The sequence below is a fragment of the Lactobacillus selangorensis genome (genome assembly GCF_001437205.1).
Taxonomy (GTDB): Bacteria; Bacillota; Bacilli; order Lactobacillales; family Lactobacillaceae; genus Paralactobacillus; species Paralactobacillus selangorensis.
Window position 1 is genome coordinate 201,449 of record NZ_JQAZ01000003.1, and the last position, 22,804, is coordinate 224,252.

Genomic DNA, 22,804 nt, shown 5'->3' on the forward strand with positions numbered 1-22,804 from the left:
GTTGCGGACGAAACGAATCGTTTTGTTCCAAAGCCTTTCTTTTTTTGTGTGTTTCACGGTATAATGGGCGTATAATCCATTAGAAAATAATGAGGGGGCTTCATGGATGAGCTGGCAGGAAACTTACCAACAGTGGCAACAACAACCAAATCTTTTGCCTAGTTTACGACGTGAACTAGATCAAATGGATGGTGATGACGAAGCATTAGAGGAAGCATTTTCGGAACCAATGGAATTCGGGACAGCCGGAATGCGGGGCGTAATGGGCCCAGGGATCCACGACATGAACGTTTACACCGTTCGTCAGGCCACTGAAGGCTTGGCACGGTTCATGGATACATTGGATGACACGACCAAGCAGCGTGGGGTTGCAATCAGTTTTGATTCACGGTACCATTCACGTGAATTCGCCCACCAAGCCGCTTTGGTTTTAGGTGAACATCATATTCCTAGTTTTGTGTTCGATGATATCCGTCCAACACCGGAGTTATCCTTTACTGTTCGGCAGTTACATACCTATGCTGGGATCATGATTACTGCGAGCCACAATCCGAAGCAATACAACGGTTATAAGATTTATGGGCCGGATGGCGGACAAATGCCGCCGAAGGAATCCGATCTGATTACCAAGTACGTCCGCAGTGTGACCGATTTGTTCAGCATCAAAGCAGCCGATATCCACGATATGCGGGATAAAGGCATCATTTCGATTATCGGCGAAGACGTCGACGAAAAGTATCTGGCGGATGTGAAGACCGTTACGATCAATCAAAAATTAGTCGACCAAGTCGGCAGTACGATGACACTGGTTTATTCACCATTGCATGGGACTGGGAAGATCATCGGCCGCCGTGCATTGAGCAATGCCGGGTTCCATAACTTCCGTATGGTGCCGCAGCAGGCGATTGCCGACCCAGAATTTCCGACGACACCGTTCCCGAATCCTGAATTTGCCCAGACATTCGATTTAGCAATTGAATTAGGCAAGAAAATCGATGCCGATCTGTTGGTTGCAACGGACCCGGATGCCGACCGTTTGGGCGCCGCTGTCCGTCAGCCTGATGGCGAATATGCCTTATTGACTGGGAACCAGATTGCCTCCCTGCTTCTGAACTACATTTTGGAAGCACACAAACAAGCCGGCACACTTCCAGCCAACGGAGCGATTGTCAAGTCGATTGTTTCGACCGAATTGGCGACGAAGATTGCGGCCAGCTACAACATTGAAACCATCAATGTTTTAACTGGGTTCAAGTTTATTGCTGAACAAATCAAGAACTTCGAAGAAAACAAGAAGCATACTTTCTTGTTCGGCTTCGAAGAGAGTTATGGCTACTTGATTAAGCCGTTTGTTCGTGACAAGGATGCCATTCAGTCGACTGTTCTGCTGGCCGAAGTGGCTGCTTATTATAAAGAACAAGGCAAGACATTGTATGACGGTATTCAGGAACTGTACAAGAAGTATGGTTACTTTGCAGAAAAGACAACGTCCATGGAATTCGATGGCGTCGATGGCCCAGAACAAATGGCCCAATTGATGGATAAATTCCGTCAGGATACGCCAAAAGAATTCGCCGGCGATAAAGTGGTCGTGCTCGAAGACTTCGAAAAGCAGACGGAAACCAACGACAAGGGTGAAACCAAATCGACTGGTTTGCCCGTTTCAAATGTGCTGAAGTATCTGCTGGCTGATGGCAGCTGGATTTGTGTCCGCCCATCTGGGACGGAACCAAAAGTGAAGTTCTATGTCGGCACAAACGGTGAAACCGAAGATGAGGCCAACCAGAAGCTTGACCAATTCGAAGCTGCCTTGACACATTTTATCCAAGAAAGCTAATTTAATAATTTGCAAAACACCCCCTGTTTCAGGGGGTGTTTTTGTATGCCGATTTTAAAGACCCGCATCCCTGGTCAGAGGGACTACAATAGAGAGTGACAGGCAGCCAAAAAGCCCCATTTAAACAGTTTTAACGCCCTATAGCGAAAATATGTTCGGTGTGGTAGAATGGTAACACTGTAAAAGAAGGCGGGAAATTTTTCGTTCCGGCCTTTTCGGATTGTCTAGAATTTAGCACGGCGGGAGGCTTTCAATTGATAGAAAGAGAAACAGATCGTAAATTTGACTTAGTCGCGCCTTACCAGCCTGCTGGGGACCAGGGTCAGGCCATTAAACAGCTGACCGATGGATTCGAAGCCGGCAAAAAAGAACAGATTTTACTCGGTGCCACTGGGACTGGGAAGACGTTCACGATGGCCAATGTGATCGCCAACACCAATAAACCAACTTTGATTTTGTCGCACAATAAAACTTTAGCCGGCCAGCTGTACGGCGAATTTAAACAGTTTTTCCCGCATAATGCGGTGGAATATTTTGTTAGTTACTATGATTATTACCAGCCGGAAGCCTATGTGCCGTCGAGCGACACGTATATCGAAAAGGATTCCAGCATCAACGATGAGATCGATAAGCTGCGGCATTCGGCGACTAGTTCTTTATTGGAACGCAACGATGTGATTGTTGTGGCGTCCGTTTCGAGTATTTTCGGATTAGGAAGCCCGACCGAATACCGGGACCATGTAATCTCGCTGCGGGATGGCATGGAAATTGATCGCAATTCTTTATTGAAACAATTAGTCGATATCCAGTTCGAACGCAACGATATCGATTTTCAGCGGGGCCGTTTCCGTGTTCGGGGCGATGTCGTTGATATTTTCCCAGCTTCACGAGATGATAAAGCCTTACGAATTGAATTCTTTGGCGATGAAATCGATCGAATTGTCGAATTCGATCCTCTGACTGGTGAAATTCAGGATGAACGCAATCATGTTGCGATTTTCCCAGCTACTCATTTTATGACCAACGATGAACAGATGGAACATGCTATCGCAGGCATCGAAGGCGAACTGAAGGAACGTCTGAAGTATTTCCGGGATCACGACAAGCTGCTGGAAGCTGAACGACTCGAACAACGGACCAATTACGATATTGAAATGATGCGGGAAATGGGCTATTGCTCTGGAATTGAAAATTATTCGCGCTGGATGGAAGGCCGTCAAGCCGGTGAACCGCCGTACACGCTGCTCGATTTCTTCCCTAAAGATTTCCAAATTATGGTCGATGAATCGCATGTGACGATGCCGCAGATTCGGGGCATGTACAACGGCGACCGGGCCCGCAAGCAGCAGCTGATCGACTATGGGTTCCGTCTGCCCAGTGCGCTGGACAACCGCCCATTGACCTTGGATGAATTCGAACAGCATGTTAATCAGATTCTGTATGTTTCAGCGACACCAGGTCCCTATGAAATGGACCGGGTTCCGAAACAAGATATTGCTGAACAAATCATTCGACCGACTGGACTGCTGGATCCGACGATTGAAGTCCGGCCCATCATGGGTCAGATTGATGATTTAGTTGGTGAAATCAACCAGCGGATTGAAAAACACGAACGAGTCTTTGTGACGACGCTGACGAAAAAAATGGCCGAAGACCTGACCGATTATTTGAAGGATCTAGGCATTAAAGTTCGCTATCTGCATAGTGATATCAAGACATTGGAACGGACGCAAATCATTCGGGACCTCCGGTTAGGCAAATTCGATGTCCTGATTGGGATTAACTTGCTCCGTGAAGGAATCGATGTGCCGGAAGTTTCCTTGATTGCGATTCTGGATGCCGACAAGGAAGGCTTCCTGCGCGCCGAACGTTCGTTGATTCAGACGATCGGGCGGGCATCCCGAAATGAACATGGACATGTCATCATGTATGCCGATCATATGACTGAATCGATGCAGGGCGCCATTGATGAAACCCATCGCCGCCGTCAGATTCAGGAAAAGTTTAATGAAGAACATCATGTGACACCGAAGACAATCATCAAGCCGATTCGAGATAACATTTCGATTACCAAGCAGGCCGATGAAAAAGCCGTTGAAGACGATAATGTCGCTGAAGTCGATTTCGACCAGATGTCGAAACAGGAAAAGAAGGATATGGTTGATCGCTTGACCGAACAGATGCAGACTGCTGCCAAAAAGCTCGATTTCGAACAGGCGGCCACCCTGCGGGATACGATTCTCGAATTAAAGGCAGATTTGAAATAAGGGGGTTACTATGGCTAGTAACGATAAAATTGTGATTCGTGGTGCACGGGCCCACAATTTAAAAAATATCGATGTGACGATTCCAAAGAACAAACTGGTCGTCATTACCGGACTTTCTGGTTCCGGCAAAAGTTCACTCGCATTTGATACGCTCTACGCAGAAGGGCAGCGGCGTTATGTCGAGAGTTTATCGGCGTACGCCCGTCAATTCTTGGGACAAATGGACAAACCCGACGTCGATTCAATCGAAGGGCTGAGTCCGGCGATTTCGATCGACCAGAAGACGACTTCGAAGAATCCACGTTCAACGGTCGGAACCGCCACCGAAATCAATGATTACCTGCGGCTGCTGTGGGCACGTGTCGGCACACCGATCTGTCCGAATGATGGAACGCCGATTACAAGTCAATCCGTCGATCAGATGGTCGACCAAGTGAAAAAGCTGCCGGAACGGACAAAAATTCAGGTCATGTCGCCGATTGTTCGGAGTAAGAAGGGCACCCAGAAGAAGGTTTTCGCCAAGATTAAACGGGAAGGTTACGTCCGGGTCCGTGTCGATGGCGAAATTCATGATATTTCGGAAGAACTTGAGCTCGATAAGAACAAAAAACACGATGTTGATATCGTCATCGATCGGTTAGTGGTCAAGAAGGGGATTCGTTCCCGTTTATTCGATTCGCTCGAAGCAGCCCTGCGCTTAGCGGATGGCTATGCGACGATTGATGTCATCGGCGGCGAACCGTTAATTTTTTCTGAACATTATGCCTGCCCGCTCTGCGGATTCACAGTCGGCGAACTCGAACCACGCCTGTTTTCATTTAACGCACCGTTCGGGGCCTGCCCTGATTGCGATGGGTTAGGCGAAAAACTTGAAGTCGATGAGGATTTGGTCGTTCCGGATAAAAGCAAGACGCTTGCGCAGGGGGCAATCGAACCTTGGAATCCGATTAGTTCACAGTATTACCCGGCTTTGTTGGAACAAGCTTGTGCAGCGTTCAAGATCGATATGGATACACCATTCGAAGATTTGAAGCCAGCCGCCCAAAAGCTCGTTTTATACGGTTCAAACGGCAAAGAATTCCATTTTCATTACAAGAATGATTTCGGCGGAATTCGTGATGTCGATGCGGCCTTCGAAGGTGTGATGCACAACGTCGAACGCCGTTACAAGGAAACGAATAGCGACTTTACACGTGGTAAGATGCGGAAGTACATGACTGAATTGGAATGCCCAACTTGTCATGGTGCCCGTTTAAACCCGCAAGCTTTGTCTGTCAAAGTCAATGGCAAGAACATTGCCGAAGTTTCTGACTACAATATCAAAACGGCCCTGCCGTTCTTCCAAAACTTGGAGCTCTCCGATAGCAAAATGACAATCGCCAAGCCAATCATCAAAGAAGTACGCGACCGTTTAACGTTCTTGGTCAACGTCGGACTCGATTATCTGACGCTCAATCGTTCAGCCGGTACGTTATCCGGCGGAGAAGCGCAGCGGATTCGTTTAGCGACGCAAATCGGTTCGAATTTGTCTGGTGTTTTGTATGTACTGGATGAACCATCCATCGGGCTGCACCAACGGGATAATGATCGTCTGATTGCGACCTTGAAAGATATGGTTAAACTCGGCAATACGTTGATTGTCGTCGAACATGATGAAGATACGATGCGGGCCGCCGATTACATCATCGATATCGGACCGGGCGCCGGTGCCAACGGCGGACATGTGATGGCCGCCGGAACGCCGAAACAAGTGATGCGCAATCCCCGTTCGCTGACGGGCCAATATTTATCCGGCAAGAAATTTATTCTAGTCCCATTAGAACGGCGGACGGGAACTGGCAAGAAGATTCGGCTCACCGGGGCTCAAGAACACAATCTAAAGGACATTACGGTCGATTTTCCATTGGGTGAATTGATTGTCGTGACCGGTGTGTCCGGGTCCGGCAAGTCGACGTTAGTCAATTCGATCCTCAAAAAGGCGTTGGCCCAGAAATTGAACCATAATTCGGCCAAGCCAGGTAAATATAAGTCGATCAGCGGCTACAAGAACATTGAAAAAATCATCAACATCGACCAGAGCCCAATCGGACGGACCCCCCGCAGCAACCCAGCGACGTATACGAGTGTCTTCGATGACATTCGGGGTTTATTTGCCGAAACCAACGAAGCTAAGTTACGGGGCTACAAGAAGGGCCGGTTCAGTTTCAACGTCAAGGGTGGTCGCTGTGAAACCTGCAAGGGTGACGGCATCCTCAAGATTGAAATGAATTTTCTGCCGGATGTTTATGTACCATGCGAAGTGTGTCATGGGACTCGCTATAATTCCGAAACGCTCGAAGTCACTTATAAAGGCAAAAATATTGCCGAAGTGCTTGATATGACGGTTAGCGAAGCAACTGAATTCTTTACAAATATTCCTAAGATTCGTCGCAAACTGCAGACAATCGTTGATGTCGGTTTGGGTTACGTCAAGTTAGGCCAGTCGGCAACGACCTTGTCCGGCGGGGAAGCACAGCGGATGAAGCTCGCTGCTGAACTGCAGAAGAAATCAACCGGGAAAAACTTCTATATTCTCGATGAACCGACTACGGGGCTGCATACCGATGATATTAAGCGGCTGATGCAAGTTTTGAATCGGTTAGTCGATGAGGGCAATACCGTTTTAATCATCGAACACAATCTCGACGTCGTCAAAGAAGCGGATTATCTGATCGATCTTGGACCAGAAGGTGGCGATGGCGGCGGCCAAGTCGTTGCAACGGGCACACCGGAACAGATTGCCGAAGTTCCGAATAGTTATACGGGCCAATATCTGAAGCCGATTTTGGAACGGGATACGAAACGGACTAAGGAAATGCTGGCGGCACAACCGCATAAAAAAGCCAAAGCCAAAACGAAAAAGTAACGAAAACGTTAAAAGGCCAGATTATTCTGGCCTTTTTTGATTGAATCATAAAAAAAGATACGCCCGGTATGTTATAATACTCGCAGGTTAAATGCGGTGGATGCAAAGCCGCATTTTAAATAGGGTTCTAAACTGAAAAGGGAGTTTGACGATGTCAGATACGTTAAAATTAGTGATTATTACAGGAATGAGCGGAGCCGGTAAAACGATTGCCATGCAGAGTTTTGAAGACTTGGGTTATTTCTGTGTCGACAATATGCCGCCTGCATTGCTGCCCAAATTTTGGGAATTAGTGAAGAAATCGGGTGAAGTGACCAAAGTAGCGCTAGTGATTGATTTACGGTCACGGGCTTTTTATGATCAGATCATCTCCGCAATTTCAAAATTAGATAATACCAATTTTATTGATACAAAAATCCTCTTTTTGGATGCGACAAATGAAGAATTAGTTGCTCGTTACAAGGAAACACGCCGTTCGCATCCGCTGGCCATGGAGGGCCGTCTGATGGACGGAATCGTCAAGGAACGCCAATTACTGGCTAAGGTCAAAGGAGAGTCGCAATTAGTGATTGATACCACTAACTTGACGCCTCGTCAGCTTCGTGAACAGATTTTCGAGAACTTCAAGAATGAAACGATGCCGACCTTCCATATCGAAGTAATGTCATTCGGATTTAAATATGGATTGCCAATCGATGCAGATATTGTGATGGATGTTCGTTTTCTGCCGAACCCGTTTTATATTCCTGAATACAAACCAATGACTGGACTCGATAAACCGGTTTATGATTATGTGATGAACCAGCCAGCAACGGAAGAATTTTACAGCAAGTTTATTGATATGCTGCGTTTGATTATGCCGGGCTATCAAAAAGAAGGCAAAACCAGTCTGACAATTGCCATCGGCTGTACTGGCGGCCAGCATCGTTCGGTGGCACTTGCCGAACGGACTGGCCATGATTTGGAGCAGGACTATGCCGTTGATATTACGCACCGTGATATCAACAAACGGAAGGAGAGTGTCAATCGTTCATGAGTACAAAACACGATCGAATTGTCCGCATCATTCAGGGGCGCCGGCCGAAAGTCGTCATGATCGGCGGCGGGACCGGCTTGCCAGTCATTCTGAAGAGCTTGCGGGAACAAGGCGCCGATACAACGGCGATTGTGACGGTCGCCGATGATGGTGGGTCGTCAGGTCTGATTCGAAATTATATTAACGTCGTTCCGCCTGGTGACATCCGCAACGTTTTGGTGGCGTTATCTGATTTGCCGGAGCTGGATTTGGATATTTTCCAATACCGTTTCAAAGGCAGTGACTCGTTCTTTTCAGGCCATGCGATCGGTAATCTGATTATTGCCGCTTTGTCTGAAATGGAAAACGGAATCTTCCCAGCCGTTCAGGAATTGTCGCACATGATGGATGTCGACGGGCATGTTTATCCGGCTTCTAACCGGCCGCTGACACTGAATGCGCATTTTACGGACGGCTCTGAAGTTGCTGGCGAAGCTGAAATTTCGGCCGCCGGCAAACGAATCCACAATATCTGGGTGACTGATTCGGCGGACCCCGAACGAAAGCCGGAAGCGGTCCAACCGGTCATCGATGCAATCATGGATGCCGATGTCGTCGTGATGGGGCCTGGGAGTCTGTTTACCAGCATCCTGCCCAATTTAATGATTGAAAATATCGGCAATGCCGTTAAGCAGACGAAAGCCGAAGTGGTTTATGTCTGCAACATCATGACTCAGAAGGGCGAAACACAAGGCTTTACCGATGCTGACCACGTTCGAGTGCTCAATGAACATCTCGGGCAGCCGTTTGTCGATACCGTTCTAGTCAATTCCGAAAAGGTGCCGGAACATTATTTGAACCGGCAAAAATACAATGAAATTTTAAATCAGGTCACACCAGACTTTAAAGGGCTCCGCAAAATGGGCTGCCGGGTCATTTCCGACAATTTTGTCGAGCTCCGGGATAATGGTGTGTTTCATAATGGGGCCAAAGTTGCCCACGAAATTCTGAATTTAGCCTTGCAATCAGGCAGTCGTTCAGGAGAACGCAAGATAGAAAGATAGGTGACACAATGGCATCTTATGCAAGTGAGGTCAAGAAAGAGCTGACTTTACTCGAAGTCCATCCAGAGCATGCACGTGCCGAATTGGCTGCATTGATTCGGATGAACGGGACACTCGGGCTCTATAATCACCAGTTTATTTTGAATGTCCAGACGGAGAATCCAGCCATTGCACGGCGGATCTATAGTTTGATCAAACAAAACTACCATATTGAGGCGGAGTTACTGGTCCGCCGCAAAATGAAACTGAAGAAGAACAATCAGTATGTCGTGCGCTTACGACAGGGCACGGAACGGGTCTTAAACGATCTCAATATCGTCACTAACGATCATTTAACGATCAATACTGCCGTTTCCAGCGAAATGATGAATGAAGAACAGCGGATGCGTTCTTACCTGCGAGGGGCCTTTTTGGCTGGCGGTTCCGTCAACAATCCGGAGACGAGCCGTTACCATTTGGAAATTTACTCTCTGTATGAGGACCATAATGACGATATCGCTAAAATGATGAATCATTTCGACCTGAATGCACGCACAACGGAACGCCGCAGCGGTTACATCACTTATTTGAAAGAAGCCGAAAAAATTGCCGATTTCCTCCAAATTATCGGTGCTACCAATGCCATGCTGAAGTTTGAAGACATTCGAATCGTCCGGGACATGCGCAATTCCGTTAATCGGCTGGTCAACTGCGAAACGGCTAATATGAACAAAACGGTCGACGCTGCGGCCCGTCAGGTCGAGAATATCAAATATTTGCAGAATACTATCGGCCTGGATGAACTGCCACCTAAGTTGCAGGAAATTGCGCAGGTCCGCTTAGCACATCCGGATATTTCCCTGAAGGAATTAGGAACGCTGCTGCCAAGCGGCACGATTTCCAAATCGGGTGTCAACCACCGGCTGCGTAAGCTCAATGCGTATGCCGAAAAACTGCAAGTGCAAGCAGTTGCACAATAGTTTAAAAATAATTTTATATCTCTGCTTTGGTTGTGTACAATGGGAGTGGGTACCGAAAAGAAAGGAAGAACTCAATTGACGCAGCCTATATTATTAAATGAACAATTATGTTTTGCGATCTATCGCGCCCAGAAACAATATAACCACTTTTATGCAAAGGCGCTGGCCCCATATCATCTGACTTATCCGCAGTATATTTCATTGCTTGATTTATGGGAAAAGGGCAGTTTGACTGTCAAAGAACTAGGCAATGACTTGCATTTAGATAGCGGCACGCTGACTCCTTTGCTCAAACGGCTTGAAAAAGAGGGATGGGTCAATCGGCGCCGGGCCAAAGAAGATGAACGCCGGGTCTATATTTCGCTGACGGCTAAAGGCAAGCGGATGAAGCCGGAAGTTTATGCCCATGTTGGCGATTGTATGACGCACATTGGTTTTTCGCAGGAGGAATATGACCATCTGCGGGGCGAGGTCAATGAAGTTACAACACACTTAGCAGATATTCCCGATGGCGAATTAGTGTAAAAAATGGGAATGTATTCGAAGTCGTTTTTTGACTTCGTCGGCATATCCACCCAGCTGGCTTATCGTGTTTAATCTGTCAAAATAAAAAAGTTTCCCAAATGCAGTTTTTTGCATTTGGGAAACTTTTTTTGTGGGAGCGGCACCTATGGCACAGCTTTATTTTTGTTGCGGGGCGGCATTAAAAAAGGCCGTTGCGCTTGCAACGGCCTTTTAACAGTTACGATTATTCATCGTCTTTTTGTGTTTTATCGTTATTCTTGTTGACCATGATGTGATCGATCAAGCCATAAGCTTTGGCTTCGTCGGCAGTCATGTAATTATCACGGTCGGTATCCTTTTGAATCTGTTCCATTGTCTGGCCAGTTGTATCGGATAAGATCGTATTCAACTTCTTGCGTGTCTTCAAGATTTCTTGGGCTGCAATTTCAATTTCAGTTTGCTGCCCTTGAGCACCGCCTAATGGCTGATGGATGAGGACGGTTGCGTTTGGCAATGCAAAACGCTTGCCCTTGGCACCACTTGTCAAAAGGATGCTGGCCATTGAAGCTGCCATCCCCATGGCAATCGTCTGAACATCGGCTTTGATGAAGTTCATCGTATCCATGATGGCGAGTCCGGAAGTAACGGAACCACCTGGTGAGTTGATATACATGTAAATATCTTTATCGGAATCTTGGGCATCCAAGAAAAGTAATTGGGCAATGACAGAGTTTGCCATTTGATCATTTACTTCGCCGGAAACCATGATGATCCGGTCTTTTAACAGACGAGAATAAATATCGTAGGAACGTTCCCCACGTGAAGTTTGTTCAATAACTGTAGGCACTAACATCGCTTTACCTCCTAAATATGGGAATGATTTTTAGCACTCTTGCGAATACAGTGCAAATTGTAGCGCATTGGTCAAAAAAGGTCAAATGATTTTTAAAACTTTTTTTGAAAAATCAGGAAGGGTGTTTCCACTACGTAGTATAGCATTCCACCGGCGGCGAGCGTTAGAAAAAGGAATGGTATCTAGGCAGTATGCCGAGACTAATTTTCCCCTTTTTGGGCAAGATGATTAGATAATAGAAACGATCAAAATGATTCGAAAGGAGATTTTCGGAATGGATATGAAAATGAATGCCAATCAAAATGAACAGGTGCCATTGGATGGACTTGAACCAGCAGTTGACCCTTGCTATGAAAAGGGCGACCAAGTCACTTTGCTGGTCGATCATGTGATGGCGCATATGATTATGAAGATGAAAGGGGCACCGGCAACCATCGTCGCTGGCTATCACACGCGTGCCTATGCCGTTGACTTTTATACGACCAATGATCATACGTTTGTTAAAGATCATAAGTGGATTATCCAGCGGGAAATCAAAGGTGAAACCGATGATTCGCCGGCGTTAGCGAACGGCACCGAAATCACGATGGAAGCAGCTCACATGCCCGGCATGAAGGGTGCTAAGGCAACCATCGTTGATTCAGCCGATGAAAATATCTATATTGTCGATGTGCCGCCATATCAAGGCCAGCAGGCAATGATGAATCATCGCTGGTTCCTGCAGTCCGAAATGCAGACTCGTGAAGCCACTGAAGAAACGGGTGATTAACGAGTTCCCCATCCTTGAATAAGGAACAAAGCCGGTTTCATTTTTCAGATCTAAACAAAAAAAGAGGCATTCATCAGTGATGAATGCCTCTTTTGTGTTGCTCCGCTCCACGTCCGTTTTTTGACCGACGAACGAATCGGTTATGCGCAGCCTCGGAGTCGAACCGAGATTTCAAGAACCGGAATCTTGCGTGCGATCCATTACACTAACCGCGCATTTACTTTAACTAGTTTAACGAATCAGCCGCAAAAATGCAAACCTTTTTTGCTAAAATATTTTTTACAGAAAATCGAAACCCGTTGAAACCGAACATCGCTTTTCTTTTCATTTAGAATAAAGGCTAGTTTGTCACGGTTTTCCGAAAAATAGTCTTTTCGGTTTTTGTGATTGGTCGTTTTTGGACGTTTACAACTGTTTTTAGGTGTGAAAGCGGCCCGCAAAAACACTTGTTTTTCGTTAGGGAGGTGCTATAATGAATTTGTTCCAAGGGAGAGAGAAGCAGCTTAAACAAGTATGTTTCTTTATTTTTTGGTTGACATGGGTCGCTTATTGACACCGTTGGACATATTATGTCCCTATCGAAGAAGGTAGATTGCAAATGCACTCCGACTTTAATTGGATCGAAGATATTGCACCGGATTTGATGAGTGTCATTACGAAACGTTATCAGATCCTGCAAAACATCAATTGGATGGAGCCGATCGGACGACGTTCCCTCGCTCAGAAGCTGAATGTCAGCGAACGTGTGTTACGAACCGAAACTGATTTCTTGAAGGCACAAGGTTTGCTAAATTCAACCAAATCAGGTATGGTTTTGACAAAGCATGGGAACGAGGTTTATGAGGGTATTTCCCATGTGATGAATCAGTTTTTGGGTGTCAGTCACACCGAGAAAAAGCTCAGTCAGTATCTTGGCATTGAACGCTGCCTGATTATTTCAGGTAACAGCGACGAACAGCCGAAGGTGATGGCAGAGATTGGTAAAATGGTCAATCAGACGTTACAGATCATTTTGCCGCTGGGTCGTGATATTATAGCGGTGATGGGTGGCACAACGATGGCACGTGTGGCCACCGAATTGACGCCGAAGTTATCAGATCGCCGTGAATTATTGTTTGTGCCGGCACGGGGCGGCGTTGGTGAGAATGTTACCATTCAAGCTAATAACGTTGCTGCGCAGATGGCCAAGCATTCGGACGGCAAATATCGGGCAATGTATCTGCCTGAAAACGTCAGTCCGGACACCTATGCGTCCCTCATGAAAGAACCAAGTATTAAAGAAGTGGTTACCCTTATTGACAAAAGCCAAACTGTGTTACATAGTATTGGTGAGGCCCTGACAATGGCAAAACGCCGCCATCTCAGTTCGGATGTCATCGACTTTCTCGAGCAACGTCGGGCTGTTGCCGAAGCATTCGGGTATTTCTTTAATGCTGCAGGTTCAGTTGTCTACAAGATACCACGAATCGGAATGCAGATTCGGGATCTTAAAAATAAACCATATGTGATCGCTGTGGCAGCCGGCGAGTCGAAAGCAAAGGCAATCGACGCATATATGAAAAACGCACCTCATCAAACATGGTTGATAACTGATGAAGGTGCTGCTAAAATGATTTTAAAAGGGGCAACCCTTTAAAATAAATCTTTTATTTTCCTAAAGGAGGAAATTGCAGTATGACTGTAAAGATTGGTATTAATGGTTTTGGCCGCATTGGTCGTTTAGCTTTCCGTCGCATCTATGAATTAGGCGAAAAGTCTAATGATATCGAAGTTGTTGCAATCAACGATTTAACATCACCAGCTATGTTAGCTCATTTGTTGAAGTATGATTCAACACATGGCACATTCAAAGGTGAAGTTAGCTCAACTGATGATTCATTAGTTGTTGACGGCAAGAAGTACCGTGTTTATGCTGAACCAGATGCAAAGAACATTCCGTGGGTTAAGAATGATGGCGTTCAATTCGTCCTTGAATGCACAGGCTTCTACACATCAACTGCTAAGGCACAAGCTCATTTGGATGCCGGTGCACAACGTGTATTGATCTCAGCTCCAGCTGGCAATGATTTGAAGACTATCGTTTACGGTGTAAACGATGATACTTTGGATGCTGGCGACAAGATCGTTTCTGCTGGTTCATGCACAACTAACTCCCTTGCACCATTAGCTAACGCTTTGAACAAGGAATTTGGTATCGAAGTTGGTACTATGACAACTATCCATGCATACACATCAACACAAATGTTACTTGATGGCCCAGATCGTAAGGGTAACTTACGTAATGCTCGTGCTGCTGCTATCAACACAATTCCTCATTCAACAGGTGCTGCTAAGGCTATTGGTTTAGTTCTTCCAGAATTAAACGGCAAGTTACAAGGCCATGCACAACGTGTCGGTGTTCCTGATGGTTCCGTTACTGAATTAGTTACAATCTTAAACAAGACTGTTACAGCTGACGAAGTTAACGCTGCTGTTAAGAAGTACACTGTTGACAATCCTTCATTTGGTTACAACGAAGACGAAATCGTTTCTAGCGATGTTATCGATACAACATTCGGTGCTATCTTCGATCCTACCCAAACAGAAGTTACAACTGTCGGCGACAAGCAATTAGTTAAGACAGCTTCATGGTACGATAACGAATATGGTTTCACATGCCAGATGGTTCGTACATTATTGAAGTTCGCTACTCTTTAATAAGTAGTTTTCAATAATTACCAGTCGAATCACTCGAAAAGGCGGAGGGAGGCAAACTCCTTCCGCTTTTTTTGTTTTAGGAAGTAAAACATAATCTAGGAGGTTTTTGCATTATGGCAAAATTACTTGTTTCTGATTTACCATTAAAAGGTAAAAAAGTTTTAATGCGCGTTGACTTCAACGTGCCGATCAAAGACGGTAAAATCGGCGATGACAACCGGATCGTCGCTGCTTTACCAACTATCGAATACGTTAGCGATCATGGTGGCAAGTTGATCTTACTTTCACATTTAGGCCGTGTTAAGTCTGATGCTGACAAGAAAGAATTAACTTTAAAGCCAGTTGCTGAAAAGTTATCCGAATTATTAAAGAAGCCAGTTACTTTCGTTCCTACTAACGAAGGTCCTGAACTTGAAAAAGCCATCGATAACATGAAAGACGGCGACGTCTTACTCATGGAAAACACTCGTTTCCAAGATATCGATAATGACTTTGGCAAGCGCGAAAGCAAGAATGATCCTAAATTAGGCGAATACTGGGCATCCCTTGGCGATGAATTTGTCAATGATGCATTCGGTACTGCACATCGTAGCCATGCTTCCAACGTTGGTATTGCTGAAGCAATGCATCGTGAAAACAAGCCGGTTGCTGCTGGTTTCTTAATGGAAAAGGAAATCAAGTTCTTAGGCGGCGCAACAAGCAATCCTAGCCATCCATATGTTGCTATCTTAGGTGGTGCTAAGGTTTCTGATAAGATCGGTGTCATCGAAAACTTAGCTCAAAAAGCAGACCATGTCTTAATCGGCGGTGGGATGACTTACACATTCTACGCTGCTAAAGGCCTCTCAACAGGTGATTCCTTAGTTGAAAAAGACAAGATTGATGTTGCTAAGCAAATCTTAGACAAGTACGGTGACAAGATTGTCTTACCAGTTGACTCTGTTGTTGCAACAGAATTCAAGAATGATGCTCCTCATAAAGTTGTTGATGGTGCAATTCCTGATGGCTGGATGGCACTTGATATCGGTCCTAAGACAGTCGCAGACTTTGAAGGAATCTTAAAAGATGCTAAATTAGTTGTTTGGAACGGCCCAATGGGTGTGTTCGAAATGCCTAACTACGCAAAGGGTACTTACGAAATCGGCAAGTTCCTTGGTACATTGACAGATGCCACAACAATTGTTGGTGGTGGTGATTCAACAGCTGCTGTTAAGGAATTAGGCGTTGCTGACAAGATTACTCATATCTCCACTGGCGGTGGTGCTTCCCTCGAATACCTCGAAGGCAAGACATTACCTGGTATCGCAGCAATCGACGATAAAAACTAATTTTTGACGAATGATGCCATCCCGAACGGCAACAAAAGGGACGCCTCGCGTTCCGTCCGCAAATGGCTTTTCTGAAAGGAAGTTTAATTATGCGTACACCTATTATGGCGGGTAACTGGAAATTAAATAAAGATCCACAAGAAACGGCTGAATTTGCACAAGCAATCACTGGCAAGTTGCCTAGTGACAGCGAAGTCATCTCAATCATTGCTGCTCCAGCAATTGATTTACAGACTTTACTGGATCAAAAGGTTCCGAACTTAAAAGTTGCTTCTGAAAACAGCTACTTTGAAGACGATGGTGCTTACACCGGTGAAACTTCACCATTAGCACTTCATGAAATGGGCATTACTTACGGCATCATCGGTCATTCCGAACGCCGTGGCTACTTCAAAGAAACTGACGAAGACATCAACAAAAAGGCACATGCTTTAATCAAGAATCAAATCACACCAATCATTTGCTGTGGTGAATCTCTTGAAAAGCGTGAAGCCGGCAAAGTTGACGAATGGGTCAGCGGTCAAGTAACAGCTGCATTGAAGGGAATTTCCGCCAATGAAGTTGCTAACTTAGTAATTGCTTATGAACCAATCTGGGCCATCGGTACTGGTAAGACAGCTACAAGTGACCAAGCCGAAGAAGTCTGCAAGATGATTCGTCACACAATCGAAGATTTGTATGACGAAGGCACAGCAAACAGTGTTCATATTCTCTATGGTGGCTCCGTAAAACCTGCTAATGTCAAAGATTTAATGTCTAAAGAAGACATTGATGGCGGCTTAGTTGGCGGTGCCAGCTTAGATCCTGAATCATTCTTGCAATTAGTTCACTATCAGGACTAGTTTTTTGGTAAAATAAGGGTGTAGTAATTGACGAAACTGGTAAATGATACTGCAGGTCATCGACTAGTCGAATCGAGGATACATGTCGTATATCACACAATTTTGGAAATAAAACTCATTTTTTAATTGATACCACTTTTGAAAGATGAAATTATTGTGTGTCACACACATTAAAGGAGAGAATCTCACATGTCTGTTATTACTGATATCTTGGCACGCGAAGTCTTAGACTCACGTGGCAATCCGACTGTTGAAGTCGAAATGTACACAGAAGATGGCGGCTTCGGCCGTGCCATCGTTCCATCAGGTGCTTCAACTGGTGAACATGAAGCCGTTGAATTACGTGATGGCGACAAATCTCGTTTCATGGGCAAAGGCGTTTTAAAAGCCGTTGCCAACGTTAACGATGTGATTGCAAAGCACATCATCGGCATGGACGTTACTGATCAACGCGCGATTGATAAGGCCATGATCGACTTAGATGGTACTCCTAACAAGGGTAAATTAGGCGCAAACGCAATCTTAGGCGTTTCTTTAGCTGCTGCACATGCTGCTGCTGATGAATTAGGCTTACCATTGTACGAATACCTTGGCGGCCCGAACGCACACGTTATGCCAACACCAATGATGAACGTTATCAATGGTGGTGTTCATGCTTCAAACAACGTCGACTTCCAGGAATTCATGATTATGCCTGTCGGTGCTAAGAGCATGCACGAAGCTGTTCGGATGGGTTCAGAAACATTCCATAACTTACAACAAGTTCTTAAAGAACGCGGCGACCAAACTACTGTCGGTGACGAAGGTGGTTTTGCTCCTGACTTGAAGAACAATGAGGAACCATTTGAAATCTTAATCGAAGCTATCCAACGTGCTGGTTACAAACCAGGCGAAGATATCTCGATTGCCTTTGACTGCGCTTCATCAGAATTCTACAACGCAGACACAAAGACTTATGATTTGAAGGGTGACGGCAAGAGCTACACAACCGATGAATTCATCGATCTGTTAAGCGGCTTAGTTGACAAGTATCCAATCATCTCCATCGAAGATCCAATCGATGAAAATGACTGGGACGGCTGGCAAAAAGCAACAAAGAAGTTAGGCGACCGTGTACAAATCGTCGGCGATGACCTCTTTGTTACAAACACATCATACTTACAAAAGGGTATTGATATGGGCGTTGCTAACTCAATTCTTATCAAAGTTAACCAAATCGGTACTTTGTCAGAAACATTCGATGCCATTGAAATGGCTAAGGAAGCTGGCTACACAGCTATTGTTTCACATCGTTCCGGTGAAACTGAAGATACAACTATCGCTGACTTAGTTGTCGCAACTAATGCCGGTGAAATCAAGACTGGTTCAATGAGCCGGACTGATCGTATTGCGAAGTACAACCAGTTAATGCGCATTGAAGATCAATTAGGTGCCGTTGCCCAATACAAAGGGATCAACAGCTTCTACAACCTTGAAGACAAGGGTGTTCAACCTAAGTAATCTTTAAACCATTTAAAAAGCATCCCGCTGCAGCAGGATGCTTTTTTTGTGCCTAAAAAATTTGACTTAGAGCCATCTCAGTAAACCCACTAAGAGGTCTTCGCAATGGAATAGACAACATTAGGACGGACGGGTTTGAAGGTAAGGCGTTTAGTCTTAGGGACAATGAATTTTGGACCCCGTACGTCGGAGGAAGATTCATTCAAGATCATGGATCGCGCCTTGGAACTCGGCATCAATTTCTTCGATACAGCTGATGTTTATGGCCGCAAACGAGATGGCGGCGGCCATTCTGGCTGGACGGAAGAAATAATCGGCCGCTGGTTGGCACAGGGCGAGCAGCGGCGTGAACAAGTCATTTTAGGAACAAAGTTTTACGGCGCAATGGAAAACCAGCTTGAAGGACCGAATGATGAGCCTGGTGTTTCGGCTTACAAACTGTACCACCATTTAAACGCCTCTTTACGGCGCTTACAGACCGATCACGTTGAATCTCTACCAGATGCACCATATCGATCACAACATCGACTGGGACGAGGCTTTTGGCGCTTATGAGAATGTGATTGCACAAGGTAAGGTGGTATTATGCCGGTTCTAGCAATTTTGGCGCACGTCACATTGCTTACGCATGGGAAACAAAAAACGCTTGGAAATTTTCCAAGCGTTTTTTTAAGGTTGTGTTTTAATCGTTTGCTTTGTTGGTGCGTTTCGCAATGGCTGGCAGAATCAAGCCTAAAACGATTAAGAAAATCGGCATGATGATGTTCAAAGCTAATTGGAACCACCATGCACTTGGGTTGGCTGCCATGTTTGTCTTTGGAACCATCCCCATGATGCAGGCGAAGGCCGTAAAGACGAAACACCATAACCCAATCAAGTAGCCGCCATGCGGATTCTTGATGAATTTGTAATCTGAAGTGAACTTCTTGCTCTGACGATTTAGCATCATGAAGGCGAAGAAGACCCAGAGGTAACGGAGTGGCATCACAACGGAGTTCAAATTAAGCAGCCAGTTGTAAAGTTCGTTCATATTGCCAATTCCCAATGAAGGTACGATGATTAGCAAGCTGACCAAAATCCCAGTCATAATGTAGCCATTGACAGGGGTGCCCTTCTTGTTTTTCTTGGCTAAAGCCTTGGGAACGTATTTCGGATCGGCATCGCTCAAGAGAATCTGTAATGGGGCATCGATTGAAATGGCTAAGGCTGAAATCGAAGCCATTGCATTGGCAATCGCATACAGAATCATGAAGACATTTCCGACGTGGTAATAATTTCCGAGACGCTGGAAGGCGTCATAAGCACCGTTGGCCATCAAGTCAGATGGAATGTGATGCGAATCGAATAAGATTCCCATTGCAAATGAACCTAAGATGGCACAAACAGCGACCATACCGGCCAGAATCAGCATACCCATTGGAAATTCTTTCGATGAGTTTTTCGTTTTATTGACGTACGGTGAAATCTTTTCAGCGCCACCAACGGCGAAAACTAACATTGAAAGGGTGGTTAAGTATTGGAAATTAAAATGCGGAATGTAAGATTTGATATTGGTCATGTTTGGCGTCGCAATTTTAGCACCGGTCATTGCAGGGGCTGAAACAGCCAGCAGGATGAATAACAGTGACATGATGAACATCGCCGTTCCGGCAATACTCCCGATTCGATTCAAGGTCGCGACCCCAGTGGAGGCCACCCATAGGAAGAACAGGAAGATGACCAAACAGATGATTGAAACGGTCAGGGAACTGACAGTATTGATGAAATTACCATTGCCTTTGAACACCCAGCTCAAGGCAATCAAAATGTTTTGCGGTTTTTGCGCTAAATAGGGCACATGGACCACCCAATAGGTCCAGGCGGCAAAATAGGCGAGACGTTTTGTCGAGGTCGACTTGACCCAGGAAGAAACACCACCGCCGGCATCTTTAAACGTTGACCCTAATTGTCCGACAATCATTACGTACGGGACAAAGTAGAGTGCGATGATTAAAATCCAGGAAGTAACAACGGGCAACCCTTCGTTCGCATAATTGTTAACGACGTTTCCGAGTCCCCAAACGGATACGAAGGAAATAAGAGCAATATTATACCAACGCAACTTTTTTTGTGAATCGATTGAATCCATGTATCATTCTCCTTTCGTTAAGAAATATCATATAAAAAAATAACAAAATGAGCCACTAAAATGAGAACTTTTTTATATTTTTATTTAGATTTGCTTATTTTTATCATAATTTTGCCATTATTGTCGGGCGTAACGGTGTGCTATACTTAAAGGGAGGAAAGAACAAATGAGGAGGCACTTGTTGGTGGCAAAAAAAGGGCAGAAACGCCAGTTTAATCCAATCCGGCTGCGTTTTATTATTAGGGGACTGATCGTTGGAGTCCTAGTCGGTATCGTCGTCAGTACCTTTCGGTTTCTAATCGAAACCGGATTAAACTGGGTGATGAAAATTTATCCAACGTTGGCGAGTCATCCGCTGCGTTTGGGTGCATGGGTCATCGGCAGTATTGTGATTGCATTGATTATCGGCCGGATTGTCAAAACAGCACCGGAAATCAGCGGTTCTGGAATTCCCCAAGTCGAAGGCCAGCTGGAAGGCGAACTCGATTATCCATGGTGGCCGGTGTTCTGGAAGAAATTCGTCACCGGTTTATTCAGTATCGGTTCAGGTCTATTTTTAGGCCGTGAAGGACCTTCGATTCAGTTGGGGGCTTCATTAGCGCAGGGCGTGGCGGAATGGCATCACGATTCCGGGTCCAACCGACGGATTATGATTGCCAGCGGGGCCGCTGCCGGTTTAGCAGCTGCCTTCGATGCGCCGATCGCCGGGACATTATTCGTCCTTGAAGAAATCTACCATAATTTTTCGCCGTTAGTGTGGATGACCTCGCTGGCGAGTGCACTGGGGGCCGATTTTATTTCGGCCAATGTATTCGGATTGAAACCTGTTCTGCAGATTCGTTATGCGCACAGCTTTCCAATCAGCCAGTATGGTCATTTGATTGTGCTGGGTATTTTATTAGGTTTATTAGGTTATGTGTATCAACGGTTTTTGTTAGCACAGTCCAAGTGGTATTCGTGGCTGAAACTGCCTCGCTGGGTGGATGGCGTGATTCCGTTTCTGTTAGTGATTCCGATTGGGATGTTTGATATCCACATGCTGGGCGGCGGCAACCAGGTTATTTTACGGCTCGCTGTCCAAACGCCGACGCTTCGTTTTCTATTGTTATTGGCCGTCATCCGGTTCTTCTTCTCGATGATTTCCTATGGTTCGGGCCTGCCAGGCGGCTTTTTCCTGCCGATTTTGACATTTGGCGCCATTTTAGGCGCGATTTATGGTGTTGTCCTCAGTCAATTAGGCTGGCTCGATCCGATTTATATTACCAATTTGATTATCTTCGCTATGGCGGCTTATTTTGCCTGTATCACCAAGGCCCCCTTTACGGCGATTCTTTTAGTAACGGAAATGGTCGGCAACCTGCAGCATTTGATGCCACTGGCCGTCATGGCCTTGACGGCCTATATTGTGGTTGATTTATTGGGCGGCGCACCGATTTACCAGTCGTTGCTGGATCGCTTGCTAGTGTCGACCCATTTGAAGCAGGTCCATCAGATGCAGCGGTTTGAAATGCCCGTTTTTGAGGGCAGTGCGATGGATAATCTGCAGGTGCGTGATTTCAAGTGGCCTAAACAGAGTCTCTTGATTGGTTTGCGGCGGGGTGATCGCAATGTGATTCCCCATGGCGATACGCTGATTCAAGCTGGCGACACATTGATTTTACTGGCTGACCAGGGTCAAATCAGTATTGTGCGGCATCAGATCGAACAAACAGTGGCGCAAATGAGCGAACTCGCCACCAATCCGTAAGTCACAATCGACAAGCGTCCTATAAAATGATAAAATAGGAAAAGAATTCTATCGAGTGAATTAGGAACCAATCTCATTGAGAAGAGGAGGAAATCTTCGTGTATAACTTGATCTTGAATCTCCTTTTAGCTGATTCTATCTTAATCGTGATCGCGGTCATGATGCAGCCCAGCAAGCAGCAGGATGCGCTGAGTGCATTATCAGGCGGCGGCACGGACCTTTTCGGAAAGCAGAAGTCACGTGGATTTGAGGCTTTCATGGAAAAAGTGACTGTTGTCTTAGGGGTCATTTTCTTCGTGCTGGCATTAGCTCTGATGTATATTTCGTCCCACTAAAACTTGAGTAAGCAAAGGTCTCCTGTGGTGACAGGAGACCTTTTTCTTGAAAAA

The 22,804-nt window shown here is 45.6% G+C and carries 18 protein-coding genes; 16 read left to right on the forward strand and 2 right to left on the reverse strand.

Going from position 1 to position 22,804, the window contains the following annotated elements; genetic code table 11:
- Positions 1-106 precede the first annotated feature (106 nt).
- The 7 genes from IV40_RS05870 (at position 107) to IV40_RS05900 (ending at position 10,572) form a co-directional block, all read left to right on the forward strand.
- Positions 107-1,837 carry a phospho-sugar mutase gene (locus tag IV40_RS05870; protein WP_057769449.1) on the forward strand — a complete coding sequence of 577 codons (1,731 nt, stop codon included), beginning with the start codon at positions 107-109 and terminating at the stop codon, positions 1,835-1,837.
- 254 nt (positions 1,838-2,091) lie between these two features.
- Positions 2,092-4,104, forward strand: coding sequence for an excinuclease ABC subunit UvrB (gene uvrB / locus IV40_RS05875; protein ID WP_057769450.1), 2,013 nt, complete (start codon positions 2,092-2,094; stop codon positions 4,102-4,104).
- 10 nt (positions 4,105-4,114) lie between these two features.
- Positions 4,115-7,009 carry an excinuclease ABC subunit UvrA gene (gene uvrA, locus IV40_RS05880; RefSeq protein WP_057769451.1) on the forward strand — a complete coding sequence of 965 codons (2,895 nt, stop codon included), beginning with the start codon at positions 4,115-4,117 and terminating at the stop codon, positions 7,007-7,009.
- 151 nt (positions 7,010-7,160) lie between these two features.
- Positions 7,161-8,045, forward strand: a complete 885-nt coding sequence (gene rapZ / locus IV40_RS05885) for an RNase adapter RapZ (protein ID WP_057769452.1) — start codon at positions 7,161-7,163, stop codon at positions 8,043-8,045.
- Positions 8,042-9,088 carry a gluconeogenesis factor YvcK family protein gene (locus IV40_RS05890; protein ID WP_057769453.1) on the forward strand — a complete coding sequence of 349 codons (1,047 nt, stop codon included), beginning with the start codon at positions 8,042-8,044 and terminating at the stop codon, positions 9,086-9,088. The genes rapZ and IV40_RS05890 overlap by 4 nt, the downstream gene beginning before the upstream one ends.
- 8 nt (positions 9,089-9,096) lie before the next feature.
- Positions 9,097-10,047 (forward strand): DNA-binding protein WhiA, encoded by a 951-nt coding sequence (whiA, locus tag IV40_RS05895; RefSeq protein WP_057769454.1) that lies wholly within the window; start codon positions 9,097-9,099, stop codon positions 10,045-10,047.
- Positions 10,048-10,122: 75 nt separating this feature from the next.
- Positions 10,123-10,572, forward strand: coding sequence for a MarR family winged helix-turn-helix transcriptional regulator (locus tag IV40_RS05900; RefSeq protein WP_057769455.1), 450 nt, complete (start codon positions 10,123-10,125; stop codon positions 10,570-10,572).
- Between the two features lie 223 nt (positions 10,573-10,795).
- Here the strand turns inward: IV40_RS05900 and clpP are convergent, their stop codons facing one another.
- The gene (gene clpP / locus IV40_RS05905; protein WP_057769456.1) at positions 10,796-11,404 is read right to left on the reverse strand and encodes an ATP-dependent Clp endopeptidase proteolytic subunit ClpP; all 609 of its coding nucleotides are present in this window, start codon (positions 11,402-11,404) and stop codon (positions 10,796-10,798) included.
- A 274-nt stretch (positions 11,405-11,678) separates the two neighbouring features.
- Between clpP and IV40_RS05910 the strand changes: the two genes are divergently transcribed.
- The 7 genes from IV40_RS05910 to IV40_RS10590 all read left to right on the forward strand — a co-directional run bounded on the left by IV40_RS05910 (position 11,679) and on the right by IV40_RS10590 (position 19,095).
- On the forward strand, positions 11,679-12,173 hold the full coding sequence (locus tag IV40_RS05910) for a DUF1541 domain-containing protein (RefSeq protein ID WP_057769457.1): 495 nt from the start codon (positions 11,679-11,681) through the stop codon (positions 12,171-12,173).
- Between the two features lie 598 nt (positions 12,174-12,771).
- Positions 12,772-13,809 (forward strand): sugar-binding transcriptional regulator, encoded by a 1,038-nt coding sequence (locus IV40_RS05920; protein ID WP_057769458.1) that lies wholly within the window; start codon positions 12,772-12,774, stop codon positions 13,807-13,809.
- Positions 13,810-13,847: 38 nt separating this feature from the next.
- Positions 13,848-14,870 carry a type I glyceraldehyde-3-phosphate dehydrogenase gene (gap, locus tag IV40_RS05925; protein WP_057769459.1) on the forward strand — a complete coding sequence of 341 codons (1,023 nt, stop codon included), beginning with the start codon at positions 13,848-13,850 and terminating at the stop codon, positions 14,868-14,870.
- A gap of 113 nt (positions 14,871-14,983) precedes the next feature.
- Positions 14,984-16,198, forward strand: a complete 1,215-nt coding sequence (locus tag IV40_RS05930) for a phosphoglycerate kinase (RefSeq protein ID WP_057769460.1) — start codon at positions 14,984-14,986, stop codon at positions 16,196-16,198.
- Between the two features lie 89 nt (positions 16,199-16,287).
- Complete coding sequence (gene tpiA, locus IV40_RS05935; RefSeq protein ID WP_057769461.1) at positions 16,288-17,040, forward strand: triose-phosphate isomerase; 753 nt, start codon at positions 16,288-16,290, stop codon at positions 17,038-17,040.
- 189 nt (positions 17,041-17,229) lie between these two features.
- The gene (gene eno / locus IV40_RS05940; protein ID WP_057769462.1) at positions 17,230-18,540 is read left to right on the forward strand and encodes a phosphopyruvate hydratase; all 1,311 of its coding nucleotides are present in this window, start codon (positions 17,230-17,232) and stop codon (positions 18,538-18,540) included.
- A 135-nt stretch (positions 18,541-18,675) separates the two neighbouring features.
- Positions 18,676-19,095, forward strand: a complete 420-nt coding sequence (locus tag IV40_RS10590; protein ID WP_201782050.1) for an aldo/keto reductase — start codon at positions 18,676-18,678, stop codon at positions 19,093-19,095.
- A gap of 127 nt (positions 19,096-19,222) precedes the next feature.
- Here IV40_RS10590 and IV40_RS05950 read toward each other — a convergent pair whose 3' ends face one another.
- Positions 19,223-20,668 (reverse strand): APC family permease, encoded by a 1,446-nt coding sequence (locus tag IV40_RS05950; protein WP_057769464.1) that lies wholly within the window; start codon positions 20,666-20,668, stop codon positions 19,223-19,225.
- Between the two features lie 166 nt (positions 20,669-20,834).
- On the opposite strand from IV40_RS05950, the gene IV40_RS05955 reads away from it, so the two are divergent.
- Positions 20,835-22,415 (forward strand): ClC family H(+)/Cl(-) exchange transporter, encoded by a 1,581-nt coding sequence (locus tag IV40_RS05955; RefSeq protein ID WP_057769465.1) that lies wholly within the window; start codon positions 20,835-20,837, stop codon positions 22,413-22,415.
- A gap of 98 nt (positions 22,416-22,513) precedes the next feature.
- Positions 22,514-22,750: a preprotein translocase subunit SecG gene (gene secG / locus IV40_RS05960; protein ID WP_057769466.1), complete on the forward strand. Its 237-nt coding sequence runs from the start codon at positions 22,514-22,516 to the stop codon at positions 22,748-22,750.
- Positions 22,751-22,804 lie beyond the last annotated feature (54 nt).

Coding starts and splice junctions, on each gene's coding strand:
- IV40_RS05950 (WP_057769464.1), bottom strand. CDS start 20,668: ATGGATTCAATCGATTCACAAAAAAAGTTGCGTTGGTATAATATTGCT.
- IV40_RS05890 (WP_057769453.1), top strand. CDS start 8,042: ATGAGTACAAAACACGATCGAATTGTCCGCATCATTCAGGGGCGCCGG.
- IV40_RS05920 (WP_057769458.1), top strand. CDS start 12,772: ATGCACTCCGACTTTAATTGGATCGAAGATATTGCACCGGATTTGATG.
- uvrA (WP_057769451.1), top strand. CDS start 4,115: ATGGCTAGTAACGATAAAATTGTGATTCGTGGTGCACGGGCCCACAAT.
- IV40_RS05930 (WP_057769460.1), top strand. CDS start 14,984: ATGGCAAAATTACTTGTTTCTGATTTACCATTAAAAGGTAAAAAAGTT.
- tpiA (WP_057769461.1), top strand. CDS start 16,288: ATGCGTACACCTATTATGGCGGGTAACTGGAAATTAAATAAAGATCCA.
- clpP (WP_057769456.1), bottom strand. CDS start 11,404: ATGTTAGTGCCTACAGTTATTGAACAAACTTCACGTGGGGAACGTTCC.
- whiA (WP_057769454.1), top strand. CDS start 9,097: ATGGCATCTTATGCAAGTGAGGTCAAGAAAGAGCTGACTTTACTCGAA.
- IV40_RS05870 (WP_057769449.1), top strand. CDS start 107: ATGAGCTGGCAGGAAACTTACCAACAGTGGCAACAACAACCAAATCTT.
- eno (WP_057769462.1), top strand. CDS start 17,230: ATGTCTGTTATTACTGATATCTTGGCACGCGAAGTCTTAGACTCACGT.
- gap (WP_057769459.1), top strand. CDS start 13,848: ATGACTGTAAAGATTGGTATTAATGGTTTTGGCCGCATTGGTCGTTTA.
- IV40_RS05955 (WP_057769465.1), top strand. CDS start 20,835: ATGAGGAGGCACTTGTTGGTGGCAAAAAAAGGGCAGAAACGCCAGTTT.
- rapZ (WP_057769452.1), top strand. CDS start 7,161: ATGTCAGATACGTTAAAATTAGTGATTATTACAGGAATGAGCGGAGCC.
- IV40_RS05910 (WP_057769457.1), top strand. CDS start 11,679: ATGGATATGAAAATGAATGCCAATCAAAATGAACAGGTGCCATTGGAT.